This is a genomic window from Paenibacillus sp. Dod16, assembly GCF_049893405.1.
GTDB lineage: Bacteria > Bacillota > Bacilli > Paenibacillales > Paenibacillaceae > Paenibacillus_AQ.
This window is the reverse complement of sequence record NZ_JBNDYG010000038.1, coordinates 154,685-169,994: the sequence shown is the minus strand read 5'-3', so window position 1 is coordinate 169,994 and position 15,310 is coordinate 154,685. Positions and strand designations below refer to the sequence as shown.

At 49.8% G+C, this 15,310-nt stretch carries 12 protein-coding genes and 1 pseudogene; 5 read left to right on the top strand and 8 right to left on the bottom strand.

Annotated features, from left to right (window positions below; all coding sequences use genetic code 11):
* The first annotated feature begins 284 nt into the window (after positions 1-284).
* Positions 285-1,511, top strand: a complete 1,227-nt coding sequence (locus ACPV3A_RS26140) for a nitrate/nitrite transporter (protein ID WP_194542161.1) — start codon at positions 285-287, stop codon at positions 1,509-1,511.
* Between the two features lie 156 nt (positions 1,512-1,667).
* Here the strand turns inward: ACPV3A_RS26140 and ACPV3A_RS26135 are convergent, their stop codons facing one another.
* Entirely contained in the window at positions 1,668-2,222 is a 555-nt protein-coding gene (locus ACPV3A_RS26135) for a VanZ family protein (RefSeq protein ID WP_426202161.1), read from the bottom strand.
* The gene (locus tag ACPV3A_RS26130; protein ID WP_194542159.1) at positions 2,219-3,121 is read right to left on the bottom strand and encodes a M15 family metallopeptidase; all 903 of its coding nucleotides are present in this window, start codon (positions 3,119-3,121) and stop codon (positions 2,219-2,221) included. Before ACPV3A_RS26130 ends, ACPV3A_RS26135 begins: the two co-directional genes overlap by 4 nt.
* A gap of 186 nt (positions 3,122-3,307) precedes the next feature.
* Between ACPV3A_RS26130 and ACPV3A_RS26125 the strand changes: the two genes are divergently transcribed.
* The 3 genes from ACPV3A_RS26125 (at position 3,308) to ACPV3A_RS26115 (ending at position 7,310) form a co-directional block, all read left to right on the top strand.
* Entirely contained in the window at positions 3,308-5,044 is a 1,737-nt protein-coding gene (locus ACPV3A_RS26125; protein ID WP_426202159.1) for an ABC transporter ATP-binding protein, read from the top strand.
* Positions 5,037-6,881 (top strand): ABC transporter ATP-binding protein, encoded by a 1,845-nt coding sequence (locus ACPV3A_RS26120; RefSeq protein ID WP_426202157.1) that lies wholly within the window; start codon positions 5,037-5,039, stop codon positions 6,879-6,881. The genes ACPV3A_RS26125 and ACPV3A_RS26120 overlap by 8 nt, the downstream gene beginning before the upstream one ends.
* 105 nt (positions 6,882-6,986) lie before the next feature.
* A complete protein-coding gene (locus tag ACPV3A_RS26115) occupies positions 6,987-7,310 on the top strand; it encodes a hypothetical protein (RefSeq protein ID WP_426202154.1) in 324 nt (107 codons plus the stop codon).
* A gap of 502 nt (positions 7,311-7,812) precedes the next feature.
* On the opposite strand, the gene ACPV3A_RS26110 is transcribed toward ACPV3A_RS26115, so the two are convergent.
* The 3 genes from ACPV3A_RS26110 to ACPV3A_RS26100 all read right to left on the bottom strand — a co-directional run bounded on the left by ACPV3A_RS26110 (position 7,813) and on the right by ACPV3A_RS26100 (position 10,200).
* Positions 7,813-8,625 carry a sugar phosphate isomerase/epimerase family protein gene (locus ACPV3A_RS26110; protein ID WP_426202152.1) on the bottom strand — a complete coding sequence of 271 codons (813 nt, stop codon included), beginning with the start codon at positions 8,623-8,625 and terminating at the stop codon, positions 7,813-7,815.
* Between the two features lie 78 nt (positions 8,626-8,703).
* Positions 8,704-9,552, bottom strand: coding sequence for a GNAT family N-acetyltransferase (locus tag ACPV3A_RS26105; protein WP_426202149.1), 849 nt, complete (start codon positions 9,550-9,552; stop codon positions 8,704-8,706).
* 36 nt (positions 9,553-9,588) lie between these two features.
* A complete protein-coding gene (locus ACPV3A_RS26100; protein WP_426202147.1) occupies positions 9,589-10,200 on the bottom strand; it encodes a LysE/ArgO family amino acid transporter in 612 nt (203 codons plus the stop codon).
* Positions 10,201-10,342: 142 nt separating this feature from the next.
* Here ACPV3A_RS26100 and ACPV3A_RS26095 point away from each other — a divergent pair.
* A pseudogene (locus ACPV3A_RS26095) lies at positions 10,343-11,751 on the top strand (PLP-dependent aminotransferase family protein).
* Between the two features lie 93 nt (positions 11,752-11,844).
* On the opposite strand, the gene ACPV3A_RS26090 reads toward ACPV3A_RS26095, so the two are convergent.
* The 3 genes from ACPV3A_RS26090 to ACPV3A_RS26080 are packed head-to-tail and all read right to left on the bottom strand — an operon-like array spanning position 11,845 to position 15,176.
* Positions 11,845-12,948 carry an ABC transporter permease gene (locus tag ACPV3A_RS26090; RefSeq protein WP_426202144.1) on the bottom strand — a complete coding sequence of 368 codons (1,104 nt, stop codon included), beginning with the start codon at positions 12,946-12,948 and terminating at the stop codon, positions 11,845-11,847.
* Positions 12,948-14,228 carry an ABC transporter permease gene (locus tag ACPV3A_RS26085; RefSeq protein ID WP_426202141.1) on the bottom strand — a complete coding sequence of 427 codons (1,281 nt, stop codon included), beginning with the start codon at positions 14,226-14,228 and terminating at the stop codon, positions 12,948-12,950. Before ACPV3A_RS26085 ends, ACPV3A_RS26090 begins: the two co-directional genes overlap by 1 nt.
* A gap of 15 nt (positions 14,229-14,243) precedes the next feature.
* Positions 14,244-15,176, bottom strand: coding sequence for an ATP-binding cassette domain-containing protein (locus tag ACPV3A_RS26080; protein ID WP_426202139.1), 933 nt, complete (start codon positions 15,174-15,176; stop codon positions 14,244-14,246).
* Positions 15,177-15,310: the final 134 nt, after the last annotated feature.

Sequence of the window (15,310 nt, the reverse complement as noted above, 5' to 3'; positions counted from 1 at the left end):
AAATGTCAATATACATAACACCAAATTCATTATATTTGCTGAATAAATAAATATCAAGCGAAATTATGTAAAGTATATTGACATTCAGTTGACCACTTCTCTATAATGTGAATCATCATAATCATATGTTATTTTACGGACGGGGACACAATGATGTGTCTTTAGTCTTTGGGCAATGAGGCCGCAAATCGTCTTGGCAAAGGGCGATTGCGGTCTTTTTATGCCTGCAGCTGGGAGTCGACACGAATAGAGAAAGTACACATTTTGGATAAGGAGCGATAACGATGGAGAGGAAAGGATTTTGGCAAAGCGGGCATAAGCCCTCGCTGTTCGGTGCTTTTCTGTATTTTGACATCAGCTTTATGATATGGGGCATGCTTGGCCCCCTTGCGGTGGTCATTGCCGCGGATTATCCGATGGACCCGGTGCAGAAGGCAAATCTTGTGGCGCTTCCCGTTCTGGGCGGCTCCATACTCCGACTCGTATTAGGATTCCTGGCGGATCGCCTGGGTCCTAAATTAACGGCTCAGATTGGAATGGTCGTTACGCTGATCCCTTTATTATTAGGCTGGTTGTGGGTAGATTCCCTGGATCAATTGTATGTTGTCGCTATTCTGCTAGGGGTGGCTGGAGCTTCGTTCGCTGCAGCTCTGCCACTGGCGGGACAGTGGTATCCCAAGGAACATCAAGGTTTGGCGATGGGAATTGCCGGTGCCGGTAACAGCGGCACGGTCCTCGCAACCCTCTTCGCCAATCGGCTTGCCCAACATTTCGGAAGCTGGGAGATTGTGTTCGGACTCGCCATTATCCCCATCGTGCTGGTATTCATTTACTTCTCGCTGTTTGCACGCAATAGTCCGAATCGTCCCGCTCCCAAAAGATGGTCCGAATATGCAAATGTCCTTAAGCAGCGTGATGCCTGGGTATTCTGTGCCCTGTACTGCGTGACGTTCGGCGGCTTTGTGGGACTTGCTAACTATTTGACGATCTTCTTCAACACCCAGTATGGTCTCTCCGCGGTCCAGGCCGCCGACATTACCACGATCTGCGTCATAGCAGGGAGCTTCTTCCGCCCTGTGGGCGGCTTTCTGGCCGATCGAATCGGGGGCTCACGGATGCTCATGTTTCTCTATACCGGGGCGTCCATCATGCTCATCGGCGTCTCCTTCATGCCTCCACTTTGGCTTGTTGTCACGCTGCTGTTTATTGGCATGATGTGCCTGGGTGCGGGAAACGGTTCGGTATTTCAGCTCGTCCCTCAGCGGTTTGGCGGCGAGATCGGCCTGGTTACCGGTATTGTCGGAGCCGCCGGAGGGCTTGGAGGTTATGCTCTGCCGCTTATTCTCGGCCGATTATACCAGGCGACAGGCTCATACACAGCGGGCTTCATTATTTTAAGTTTCATAGCTGCCGCTTCGCTGACCCTTACAGTCGTGATGCAGCTGAAATGGCGGCGAAGCTGGCTTCGCAGTGTGTCATCAGGTCCGCAGGCCGGTTCGGCCAAGCTATAAATAAAAGTCTCTCAGGTTATATCCTTGTCAAACGAATACAAATGTTAAGAATATGTTGAGGAGACCAATACCCGGTATTAAACCGGGTATTGGTCATGCTTTGTAGCTGTGCCTTTTCAATCCCCTTCTATCCAATCCACTTCTATCCAATTCACTTCAGTTCCTTACTCGTTCGTTCCCAGTTAAAGGCTTACCCGTTCTTTCTCGTCTCTCGTCAATAGGCAGCGTTGTTCCTGAAAAGATTAGCTTCAACATGAGAAACACGCCGTATCCAAGCACCCCGCCGGCTGTATTCAGAATTAAATCATCCACATCAAAACTTCCCATTGAAAAAACGAGCTGGGAGCATTCCAGCGCGAGACTCAACCCCAGAGATGTCGTAAAGGAGCCAATGAACCCGAGGAACTTGCTCCTAAGCATAAGACCGACGAATATGCCATTAGGCATGAATATGGCGATATTCCCGAAGAGATTGATCACGTCATGTGGACTCGAAAGACGCCTCATATTCATTCGAATGGATTCAAAAGGCGTGAAATTGGCAAATTGCAATCGATTCTGTGCATATTCCGGGATCTCGGTGGCTCGATGCAGCTGCTGCCACAGAACCGATATATCTACGGAACCGAACTTGAATAGAATCACCTTGAGTAAGACGTAGAGATACAATGAATACGGCAATAATAGTAACCATTTACTCGATAATTTCATTCCGCATCATCCTTGCTTAGCAGTACCGTCACTATGATTCCGTCGATATTGTTTCCAGATATCTCATACTCGCTTCCTGCCGGTATCTCAATCTCCATGTCTTTGGATGTCACGGGTACATACTTAATTTCGTATTCCTTCCCATCTACGGTTGTTCTGTAGCTGGATTGATCCTTTAGGTAATCCAGATATTCCTCCAAGGTAAGATTCAGTTCCTTCATGATCATGCTGTGCGGCTGCCCAACATAACGAAAATGCCACGGTTCATACTGAATGCCTGTAATCTCTGTCTTGTCCTGAGGATAGCGCAGAATGAATCCGTGCGCCCATGCATGCTCCTTCAGCCACTTCCCTTCGGGCGATCGATCAATCGACTGCTGCGTCGATCCGATATCCATCGAGAGCCCGAGATTATGCTCGCTGTAGCCTGGAGGCAAGGCGTAATCGGAACCTTTTTCACGATAAAGCTGCTCTTGCTCGTCTTCATCCCGATACCCGCTGCTGATCATGAAGCGATTGACTCCATCTTCTCCGGCGGCTTCAATCATATTACGGAAATTCTCCGCCACACTGCGCGATAACCGGATCGTGTTATCCAGAACCACATAACCATACATTAAATCTTGATTTTCAAACAATGTTACGATATCCTTCGGCACCGCTTCCGGATCAAGCGGATGATCCTTATTGACCAGAACCAAGTTTCCACGTGTCACTTGTTCATCCGTTACACGGATCGTCTGCGTAGCGGATGTCTGATTCGATTGCGTGCCGGAATCCGTCTTTGTTTCCTGTCCATCCCTACTGTCCACCCTATCCTTCACGTTAGGCGTCTCCGTCAGAATGGACTCGCATCCGACCAACAGAAATATAACGAGCATAATCAAACCTTTTTTCAACTTCAACAACTCCCTCTAGCTTGGTCTATCCAGATTAATGAATAGAGTTTAAGGAAAAGTAGGAAAAAGTTAAAGTTTTTCTTAAGAGAGATGATTCTCGCCTATCCCTTTTCCCTTTGACAAGATTGAAGCCAATGGCTTAACTTGGTATTTAGACTAAAAAGAATAAAGAAGGTGCCATTATTCTTGCTCAAATTATTTCGTTATTTACGTCCCCACTGGGCTGCGGCCCTGCTTGCGCCGCTGCTTATGCTGCTGGAGGTCGCCATGGATTTGCTCCAGCCCATTCTCATGGCCAGCATTATTGATCAAGGCGTCATGCAGAACGATACTGCGCACATTCTCCATACAGGTCTCATCATGCTGGGTGCGGCTGCCATCGGGCTGCTTGGAGGTCTCGGTTGTACGATCTATTCTTCCATTGCCTCGCAGCGTTTCGGTGCCGACCTGCGCCGGGATTTGTTCCTTAAGGTTCAGACCCTCTCGTTCCGTAATCTGGACGATGTCTCAACGGGTTCGCTGATCACACGGCTTACGAGCGACATCGTCCAGATTCAGACCATGGTTCAGATGCTGCTGCGTATCTTCGTACGCTCTCCGTTGCTCGCGATTGGAAGCATGATCATGGCAGTGATCATTAGCCCGAAGCTCGCCATCATTCTGGCCATTGCCGTTCCGTTGTTGTTCGTTGTGATGTTCTTTCTGATCCGGGCTACCCTACCCTTATTCGCCACCGTTCAGAAGAAACTCGATAAAGTGAATACGGTCCTGAAGGAGAATTTTGCCGGCATCCGGGTATCCAAAGCATTCGTGCGAGCAGGGTATGAGAAGGATCGATTCCATCAAGCGAATACCGACTTCACGCAAGTTTCGGTTAAAACACAACGGATCGTTGCGCTCAATATGCCCATCTTGAGCATGATACTGAACGTCAGCATCGTCGTTGTCCTCTGGCTCGGCGGGAAGAACGCGATTGATGGCTCGTTCGAGGTGGGAAGCCTGGTTGCCTTCATCAACTATGTGACACAGGTGCTGTTCTCCGTTTCCTCCGTGGCGATGATGCTGGTTCGAATCTCTACGGCCAAGGTTTCCGCTGATCGTATCCAGGAAGTCATGCATACGGAATCCGAGATTGCAAACGCTGCTCATCCGGCGATGAATGCATACAAGCAGGGAGAAATCGAATTTGACCAGGTGACTTTTTCCTATAAACCGGGGATTCAGAAGCCCGTTTTACATCATGTCAGTTTCAAGGTTCGACCGGGGCAGACCGTCGCGATTATGGGAGCAACCGGTTCGGGAAAAACCTCTCTGGTATGCCTGCTCCCCCGCCTGTATGATGTAACTTCCGGACGGATCTTCATCGATGGAACCGATGTGCGACAATTCGACTTATCGGCGTTACGCGAACGCATCGGCATCGTCCTGCAAGAATCCATCCTCTTCACAGGCACCATTCGGGACAATATCCGCTACGGGAAAGCGGATGCTTCCGATGAAGAAGTGATTGCAGCGGCCAAGGCTGCGCAGGCGCATGAATTCATTTCGTCCATGCCGGAAGGATACGATACGATGCTTGGACAAAGAGGCGTGAACCTCTCCGGCGGTCAGAAGCAGCGGATATCCATTGCACGGGCATTACTGCTTCGCCCCGCCATTCTGATTCTGGATGACAGCACCAGTGCCATCGATATGGGAACGGAGTCCAGGCTTCAGAAAGAGCTGGCCCGGCTGATGAACGGTCGTACCTGCCTCATGATTGCCCAGCGGATTTCTTCCGTAATCGATGCCGATCGCATACTGGTGCTGGACGATGGAAAATTGGTAGCGGAAGGTACGCATAGCGAGCTGCTTGCTTCCTGTGAGTTGTACCAGGATATTTATCAATCGCAATTCGGCAAGGAGGTGTCTTCCCATGGCTAAACCCGATCAGGGATCCAAGCATGGCAATACAGAAGCTCCGGATCTGAGTTTGCGCGGCAGCAGCCCCATGCGTGGAATGACGATGGCCAAGGCGAAGCCCAAAAATACGATGGGAACGATACGCCGGATCTGGGGTTACATACGACCATTTAAAGGCGGCATGATCGCTGTTTTCTCATTCACGCTCATCACGACGATTCTGTCCCTGATTGCTCCTTACCTGCTGGGGAATGCGGTGGATCATTATATCATTCCGGGAGATTTTGAGGGACTCATGGGGCTGTGCGCGGTGCTTCTAGCGGTTTATGCGGGTACCGCACTCACAGCATGGCTGCAGCAGCATGTCATGGTTAAGGTCTCCCAGCTGTCTATTCAGGCCATGCGGAGGGATATTTTTGCGAGACTTCAAGTCCTTCCGCTGCGTTTCTTTGACAGCAAGACCCACGGCGAATTAATGAGCCGCACGACCAACGATATCGAGAACGTCTCCGGGACGTTGAATCAGAGCGTAACCCAGCTCATTTCAAGCGTGCTGTCCCTGGTTGGATCGCTTGCCATCATGCTGTACCTGAACGTATGGCTGACGCTGCTCAGCATGGTGACCATTCCGCTTGTCATGCTGTTCACGAAGATCGTAGCAAGCCGGACAAGGAAGCATTTCTCCAAGCAGCAGAGCACGCTGGGTGAGCTTAATGGCTTCATCGAGGAAACCGTCTCGGGGCAGAAGGTCGTTCAGGTATATCGCCGGGAGCGGCATGCCGCTGCGCAGTTCGATGTCATGAACAAGAAGCTGACCGATGCCAGCATTCAAGCTCAGATTTATTCGGGGACCGTCGGTCCGGTTATGAACGTGCTGAATAACGTCAGCTTTGCTTTGATTGCGGCGGTCGGCGGGTATATGGCATTCAAGGATTTTACTACCGTGGGGGTTGTCGTTGCATTTCTGAACTACTCGAAGCAGTTTCAACGGCCGCTGAACGACCTGGCGAATCAATTTAATCTGGTGCAATCTGCTGTGGCGGGTGCTGAACGGGTCTTTGAGGTGATGGATACCGAGTCCGAGTACCAGGACAATCCAGACGAGAATACAGCAGATGACATGTATGGCGAGGTGCAATTTGACCATGTCTGCTTCAGTTATAAGGAGGGTGTCCCGATTCTGAAGGATGTTTCCCTTACCGCTCGGCCGGGCGAGACCATTGCGCTCGTCGGCCCGACAGGTGCCGGCAAAACCACCATCATCAATCTGCTGACCCGTTTCTATGAGATCGATTCCGGCAATATCACCATTGATGGAGTCGACATCCGACAGCTTGATAAGGACCATCTGCGAAGCAAGCTGGGAATCGTGCTGCAGGATGCCTATGTATTCTCGGCATCGATTCGGGAGAACATCCGCTACGGCCGGCTTGATGCCTCGGACGAAGAGATCGAAACCGCCGCCAAGCTTGCCAATGCACATGACTTTATCATGAAGCTGCCCGAAGGCTATGATACGCTGCTTCACTCGGGTGGAGGCAACCTGAGCCAAGGCCAACGGCAGCTCTTGACGATCGCTCGCGCGGTGCTTGCCGATCCGGTCATTTTGATTCTGGACGAAGCTACCAGCAGCATCGATACACGGACAGAGATGCATATTCAGACCGCCATGCGCACCCTGATGAAGGGCAGAACCAGCTTCGTCATCGCTCATCGTCTAAGCACAATCCGTGAGGCTGACCAGATTCTCGTCATGAATCAAGGCGGTATCGCGGAGCGCGGCACACACGAAGAGCTGCTAGCCAAACGCGGCTTTTATTACGAGTTATATAACAGCCAGTTTAAGTTAAGCGGTTGAAGATGGGTTAGGTAATTTCTTACAAGCCGCTGACCATATACAAGAGAGCCGGTTCCTTGGAACGGCTCTCTTGTTTGTTTGCTATAAGGATAAGTGTCTTTAGTAATGAGTGTCGCGTATCACTATCTTCTCCTTATTACTGCAGAGCAGAATCTGTATCTGTATCTGTATCTGCTTAAGACTATCGGGAATAACACAACCGGACCTGAGCGCCGTTATTTCGATCGAACCAGCTCGATTCGCGAATCGAGCGGGGCACCCGGGCCTTCATTTCCATCAAACCAGCTCAATCTACAAATCGAGTGGACACCAGATCCGTTATTTCCATCAAAACAGCTCAATCTACAAATCGAACGGACACCAGATCCGTTATTTCCATCAAAACAGCTCAATTCGCGAATCGAACGGACACCAGATCCGTTATTTTAGTTAGCATAGGGCGAAAATCACACTTTTACGGCGAATAACGTTCCTCATGTCCGCTAAACTAGTTAATTTCGTCTTTTTTAACTAAATAACGGATGCTCAGTCCGTTAACAAAACAAATACAATGCGATGCCACACAAATACCATTCAATCGTGCTTTCGATACCATGCTAATGCCATTCAATCGTACTTTAGATGCCATGCAAATACCATTCAATCGTACTTTCAAAGCAATACAAATGCCATTCAATCGTACTTTCGAAGCAATACAAATGCCATTCTATCGTACTTTTGATGCAATACAAATGCCATTCAATCGTGCTTTCGATGCCATGCTAATGCCATTCAAACGCACTTGCGATGCAATACAAATGCCATTCAAACGCACTTCCAATGCCATGCTAATGCCATTCAATCGTACTTCCGATGCAATACAAATACTAATCAAACGCGCTTCGCAATGCCATGCCAATGCACTACAAGCCCACCATCTCGTACGATCCCATCATTCCAACTCAACTCGACTGGCATTACTCACGATCCGTTTTACAGCCCCGATCATCCATTCCATCTCCACATATTGATTGTTCGGCGCATTGTATTCGACGCCCCAATAGCCCTGGTAACCGCCTGCCAGCAGGCCCCGTACCTTCTCCTCCGCACCGGGATGGACCGCTGTTTTCGCGTCAAAATGAGTATGTACCGTCCACGGGGCAACCATCGCATCCCCTTCAGCCTCATCGGCCTTCCATCTGCCAAGATGAAGCAGAAAACCAAAAGCAGGATGATGGACTTCCTCTGCAAGCAGTTTCATTTCGCGTGGAAGCAGCGACGCGCCCATATGATTCTCCGGACCAATGGTATAACCGCCATCCGCTGCACGATCCGCATATTCCCGATAACGTTTAACGGTATACTCGAACTGTTCATCAGTCATCGGCTCCGATCCCTTATAACTGCCGCCGGTGTCGATCCGCACGGTTTCAGCGCCCAGAATTTCAGCGGCATCCAGATGAACCAGCGCATTCTCATACAGCCTCTGCCGAAGATCCGGGTCAGGATCCCATAGTTGCGCTCCGTCCACTGCAAAGTTGACCACCCTCATCTCTTTCTCATCCAGCGCTTCTCTAATCTTGCGGATGTAGCTCTTATCAGCAAGCTTGTATACGCTGTCGCTCCGATCGATGAAAAAACCGTTCCACATATCAACCGCATCCATTCGGTACCGGTACTTCACCGTCTCCAAATAACCGAACACATCCATTTCCCCTTCCAGAAACGTATTATAAAAAGAATAACCGCCAATCGAAATGTTCAACTGAATACCTCCTCAGAGAATGGATGAATTGAACTAGCTTCCGTTTATCGCACTTCCAAAACACCTACGCATCACATCTTACTCGATGGTGTATATATGATGATGATATTCCCCGCCGGAGAGAAAGCCTCTCTTCCTATACAGCTGCTCCGCCTGATTTCCCATCGTTACAAAGAGACGCAGAACCGGATAATCAGGCTCCAGGACTGTTAACGCCCTATCCAGCATCGCGCTCGCCAACCCCATTCCCCAATGTTGGGGTAATACGGCGATACTATAGACGAGTGGCAAGCCCTCCCATAAAGAGATCATACATACACCGACGATTTCTCCCGTTATTCGGTCATATACTACGGAAGATGCTCCCAACAGTTTGGGGTCCACTACGTCAAAATATCGTGATGCATCCTCAGCATATACCTGAGCTTCCCGCTCATCCGGTCCATTAGCATAGGCTTCCCTAAACACCTCTACAATCTTAGACATATTATCTATTGACGGTATTCTATGCATATAATTGAGATCCATCGATGTTTCCAGCTGCTCGGTAGGCCGCATCATGCATTGCCTGGATTCAACTCGAACGAAACCAGTTTCACGAAAAGCGATCTCCTGCTCAGCTAGAACGTTATATGCATGCAGATCCTCTGTCAATTTCCAAGATTTTAAGGCATAGCTCTTTACGGCATCCATCATCTTGGTGGTAATGGAATATGGGGGGATGCCAAATACAAGAGCGATAGAATGGTCAGACAAATAAACCCCAGCCGCTTTATCTTCGCCTGCGATAACCCAGTAACCGTCGTCCGAAGCCGATAGAACCTTGGTTAAATCACCCCAGCTCGGTCTAAACCAATTATTCTTATAATAGGTAGCGAAATATTTCGAGAACATTTTGCGATCCGCCTTTACTAATCTGTATTCCATAACTCCCCCTCCTTATCCCCTTTTGAATTAGGCTCATTATATCAGGCTAACCCCCAGATACCCCGCTGTTCCCCACATAATCAACGCGGATATTCGATTCAACGCATACAACAATTTCCCTGATGCATCGATCCTTCCCGCTGCCCTGCCCGCTATTCCTAGACCCAAGAACCACAGCCATGAAACTGCGATGCATACGACGGCAAAGGTCAATTTGTCCATCCCTGTATATTGAAGAGAGCTTGTGCCAATGACACCCAGCGTGTCCAGGACCGCATGCGGATTCAACAAGGATACGGACATGGCAAAAACAATTTGCCTCTTCGGCGTAAACGAACGGGCCTCTTCCAACGCTTGACCCGAAGGTTTGCTCTTCCATGTCACCATTCCCATATAGACCAGGAAACAGATCCCCAGTGAAAACAGCACCGTTCGGATCCACTCGTATTCCAGTACAACAACAGATACCCCCAGAACCGCTAGTGAGATCAGCAGCGTATCACAGAGCGATGCCGTAATTATGGCGGGCAGTGCCTTGACGAAGCGGGATTGTACCGCTCCCTGATTCAATACAAACACGTTCTGGACGCCCAAAGGAAGAATAAGGCCTAAAGCTAGGATGAAGCCATGAAGTAAGACACTGATCATATAAAACCAAACCTCCAGTGAATATTTTCACCATTGTAAAGGAGGATGTCGGCTGCGTCTCCAACCAATTGGTTGGCGCTTGAACCAACCAATGAGGTATACTGAGGCATATTCCTACATGAAGGCGGGTTTACTTATACTTATGGCTGAAGAATGGAAATTAAATAAGTACTCCGATGTGCCGCTTCATCAGCAAATTTATGATGATATCAAGAGCAGAATCATGAACGGGGAATGGCCGGTCGGAACCCGAATTCCCACGCAGCGAGAGCTGGCTGCCAAATATCAAGTTAACCGCAGCACCATTGTGTATGCGCTCGGGGAGCTCGCTGCAGACGGTTTAATTGAATCCCGCGTGGGCCAAGGCACGGTGATTATCAACAATACTTGGAGTTTACTTGCTGCCACGCCTCCGCCTGATTGGAATCAATATGTAAAATCCGGCTCCTATCAGCCCAACATCCAGATGATCCAGCAAATCAATCGTGCGGAAACCGATTCGAACATGATCCGTCTCGGAACAGGCGAGCTCTCGCCCGATCTCCTCCCGACCGACCAAATGCGGGAGACGTTGAACGGCAGGATGTCCAGCCGTTTCACCTTGGGCTACTCGGAACCGAAAGGGAGCCTATATTTAAGAGAAATCATCAGTGAGCATCTGAAAAAGAAAGGGATTATAGCCTCCCCTGCTTCCATACTCATCGTTTCCGGCGGGCTGCAAGGCTTACAGCTGATCTCGCTGGGACTGCTGCATCACGGCTCCTCCATGTTGGTGGAGAATCCCTCTTACCTGAACTCGATCCATGTGTTTCAATCCGCCGGCATGCATTTGCACGGCATCCCTATGGATGAGAACGGGATCCGAACGGAAGCCATCGGGAGACTCAAGCGCCAACACAGGGCTGCCCTGCTGTATACCATCCCTGCCTTTCACTGCTTCGGATATGCGCTCAGGAGAGGCTGCCCTTAATCGAGGATGACGTGTATGGGGATTTATGGCTCGATAGCCCCTCGCCACCTCCGCTGAAAGCTTCGGATAAACAAGGTCTGGTACTCTATATGGGCAGCATGTCCAAGACCCTGGGTCCCGGGCTGCGCATCGGGTGGATCGTCGGGCCTGAGCCGGTCATCGACCGGCTGTCCGACATCAAAATGCAAACCGATTACGGCTCCAGCTCACTTTCCCAGCATGCCGTCGCGGAATGGCTCTCCAGCGGGTTATATGAGAATCATCTCAGTCGGATCCGGACAGAGCTGATGAGACGCCGAGATTTTACCCTATCGTTACTTGAGCAACATTTCCACGATATCGCACACTGGAATATCCCTCAAGGCGGATTCTATATTTGGCTTCGTATCAAGAATCCCCTCTCTATTCGGCCTTTATTTGAGCAGGCGCTGAAGGAGAGTATTTTGCTTAATCCCGGAAATATATATGACCGTAACGACCAGCAGCATCTGCGCCTATCCTATGCATACACCTCTTACGATCAGCTGAAGAGCGGGCTTATCCGGCTGGCGGAGCTTATCCGCCTTCATGCGTTGTCATGAAAAAAAGGGCTCTCCCGAGGACTTTGATCCTTTGGGAAGGCCCTTTCCTTTTGTCAGTGTGCCCGCTTCATTTCGCTAATCCATACCCGTAACCTACACATGACGCCGCTCCATCAGATTAATGCCTATGCCCATGCACAACACCCCGATGAGCAGTAATTTGGTAATCGGGATCCAGAGATCCGCGATGCCATTGCCGTACACAGCGATTCCCGTCAATGCTTTCATAGCATGCGTCAGCGGAATGACTTCCGCGAGGCCAAGCAAAATCGGATTCGTGATTGTGCCTGGCGGCATATATACCCCGCTGATGAGCGGCATGATCGGAATGATGGACGGAAACAACGTCCCAAATTGCTCAGGCGACTGCAATATGCCAACAAAGAGCATACATAAAGCGACGATGGTCAGTGTGTAGATCACAGTGACTAGCAGCAGCAAGCCGTATTGGTCGCCTAGGTCGAAGCCGAAACCATACCGAAAGATGAGCAGCACCAGGATGAGCTGCAAGATGCCGATCACAGAGCTGTATAGCAGGTGACCCATATACATCTCTGTTTTTCGGACAGGAGACAGTATCAGCCGATTCCATACGCCGGAGGCTTTATCCTTCGTAATCGTATTTACCTTAAAACCAATGGTAAACATGACGAGGAATAACGAAAATCCGAACATCAGCTGAAGTCCCATATCATGAGAAACGAGTTTTCCCCCGCTCTGCGACTCGGATTGGAGACGCAAGGGTGGCTTCTCCATATAAGCATGCACGTGCTCGCGAAATTTCGTTTCATCTTGCAGGTTCGCCGCTGCGGCCCGAAGCTGCAGCTCTCTTTCATAAACCGTACGGAGATGCTGATCAGCTAACTGGGCATATGGGTTATCCATTGCGGCTATGATGCGATAATCGTCCGAGACCAGCTTCACGGCGAGATCTGCGCGTCCCTCGCGCACTTTCTTTCTTGCCGTCTGTTCATCCTCCATTCGAAATTCGAACGTATCGTTTTGATTCAGCCATTCGATCCACTTGGCTTCGGACTCATCAACCGCCCCGTCTGCGGTGAAAATGTCAATCTTGATCTTGCTGTCAGCCTTCCCTCCGAACATCAGCGTGGCCATTATGCTCAGACCGATGAACATGATGATCATCCATGGATTTCGCTTTTCTTTCATCCATTGCGATAATAAGATGGGCGCCATCAGATCCGCCCCCTTCTTGGAAAGATCCATAAACTCGCAGCTAGAATAACGATGAAGAACACCCCTTGGTACAGGATCGGCAGCCATAGTTCTTGAAACGGACTGCCCTGTATCCACTGAATCATGGACATTAAGGCCAAGCCGTTGGGGGTTACGCTGCCGATGCTCATCAGCCAATCCGGCAAAATATAGATCGGCACCAGATTCCCTCCGATAACGCCAAGCACAAGAAGCAGTATGAATGAAATGCCGGTTGCGACATCCGTGTCCTTCATTCGGAAGAGCATGGCCGTATAAAGCGCAGATAACGCCGCAACCGTTAGACACATCATGAAGATAATGAAGGTCAAGCCGATCCAGAAGATCAGGGATTTCCCCGGAAAAAGCTGAAACAGAAAATGCGAGACGATCAGCAGGACCGCAGATTGCAGCAGAGACATGCAGAAGGTCGACCCAACCTTACCGGACAAGTAGCGAAATGGATGGGTTCCGGCAAGAAGCAGACGCATGAACACCATCTCTCTCTTTTCCGTGATCGATTTGGACGCCGTCGTTGTGGAAACGGACAGCGCAAAGAATATACTGACCGCCAGGGCGTAATATTGGAACGAGGTGATCATGTCCACACCTTCAATCTGTTCCAATCCCCCGACAGGGCTGTTCGCCAGTGCAAGCTCGCCCTCACCCTTGCTTTCCTGTTCTTCCATTCCGCTGTCCAGCGCTGCTTGATAATTTACGGCACCCAAAAATCCATCCAGCATATTTTGAAGAACATTCACTTTCATTGAATTCTCTAGCGCCGTCAAAGTCAGCACCGCACCGTCCCCCTCATGCAGGAGCAGCTTGTTAAGCGCAGCCAGCGTATACCCCTCAGGAACTGTTAGGACGGCCTCCACCTTCTCTTCCTTCAGCTGTACTTGGGCAGTCTGGTCATCCAAAGCAGCAACTTGAAGAAATTCCTCCACATCTTCGCTGCCAAACATATTCATTAATAAGGCTTCCGGTTGGAAATTCGCAGCTGCTTTACTCAATTCGTTCTTCTCTACCGCACTGATCGACAAACTCTTTAGACGTTCCTGAAAGGCATGAACTCCCTCTTCATGCCGGTCCTTCACGACCAATGCAACTCTCATCTCAAGGGATTCATTCGAATTCTCTACCCAATTCGGCAAGGCAAATCCAAGTATTAGGATTAACACTAATGGCATAAACAAAGCAATCAGCATCTCTTTCCGGTCTCTCCAATAGACGAGAAAGTCTTTTTTGAAAAATACGCCCAAGCGGCTGTCCCCCCCTCAATCCCGAAGCTTGCGGCCGGTCAAATGAAGAAATACATCCTCGAGACTTGGCGACTGGATATGAATATTCTGAATCTGCACCTCATGGCGTTCGGCAGCCTGCACAATACCGGACAGAATGTAACTGTTCTTCATGACAATGAGCTTCAGCCCATGATCCGTCTCCTCAACCTGCCTGACGCTTTCTACGGAGCGAAGCTCCTCGGCCAGCTCCGGATTCGGGCGATTTAGCTGGATGATCAGCGTATCCTCACCGGATAAGATGTGCTGCAGCTCCTCCTTAGTACCCGAAGCAATAATCCGCCCGTGATCCATGATGTACATCCGGCTGCACAGCTGCTCCACCTCTTCCATGTAATGGCTTGTGTACAGTACCGTTGTCCCTTTGTCCCGGTTTAATCGCCGGACCGTTTCAAGAATATGATTGCGGGATTGCGGATCAATGCCCACGGTCGGTTCATCCATGATGACGATTTGCGGATCATGCAACAGAGCAGCTGCAATATTGATCCTTCTCTTCATGCCTCCGGAATAGGTTCGAATTAACTCCTTCTGGCGATCCCGAAGACCGACCGTCTCAAGCAGCTCCTGAATTTTGATCTCGAGTTCCTTTCCGTTCAATCCATATACGCGCCCAAAAAATTTAAGGTTTTCATACGAGGTCAATTCCTCATACAAGGCAATTTCCTGAGGCACCACGCCTAATACGGTGCGAATGTCCTGCGGATGCTTGAGCACGCTTTTGCCGTTCAGGCGCACATCGCCGCCCGTCGGTTTCAGCAAGGATGATATCATGGAGATTGTTGTCGATTTCCCGGCGCCGTTCGGACCGATCAATCCGACGGATTCTCCCCGGTCCAGATACAGGCTGACTTCCTCCACAGCAGTCTTGCCCTTAAACACTTTTCGAAGTTCTACGGTTTCCAGCATCATGTCCCTCCATTCTCGATATGAACCCTAACGTGCCTTGTTACCCTTCGTTCATATCGTCCTCCACTGCTACAAGTGTATATGCAAAAAGGCAGTGCCATCACTGCCCTCGGTCATTGCTTTGATTCCGAACC

Coding starts and splice junctions, on each gene's coding strand:
- ACPV3A_RS26140 (WP_194542161.1), top strand. CDS start 285: ATGGAGAGGAAAGGATTTTGGCAAAGCGGGCATAAGCCCTCGCTGTTC.
- ACPV3A_RS26135 (WP_426202161.1), bottom strand. CDS start 2,222: ATGAAATTATCGAGTAAATGGTTACTATTATTGCCGTATTCATTGTAT.
- ACPV3A_RS26120 (WP_426202157.1), top strand. CDS start 5,037: ATGGCTAAACCCGATCAGGGATCCAAGCATGGCAATACAGAAGCTCCG.
- ACPV3A_RS26115 (WP_426202154.1), top strand. CDS start 6,987: ATGAGTGTCGCGTATCACTATCTTCTCCTTATTACTGCAGAGCAGAAT.
- ACPV3A_RS26105 (WP_426202149.1), bottom strand. CDS start 9,552: ATGGAATACAGATTAGTAAAGGCGGATCGCAAAATGTTCTCGAAATAT.
- ACPV3A_RS26100 (WP_426202147.1), bottom strand. CDS start 10,200: ATGATCAGTGTCTTACTTCATGGCTTCATCCTAGCTTTAGGCCTTATT.
- ACPV3A_RS26090 (WP_426202144.1), bottom strand. CDS start 12,948: ATGGCGCCCATCTTATTATCGCAATGGATGAAAGAAAAGCGAAATCCA.
- ACPV3A_RS26080 (WP_426202139.1), bottom strand. CDS start 15,176: ATGCTGGAAACCGTAGAACTTCGAAAAGTGTTTAAGGGCAAGACTGCT.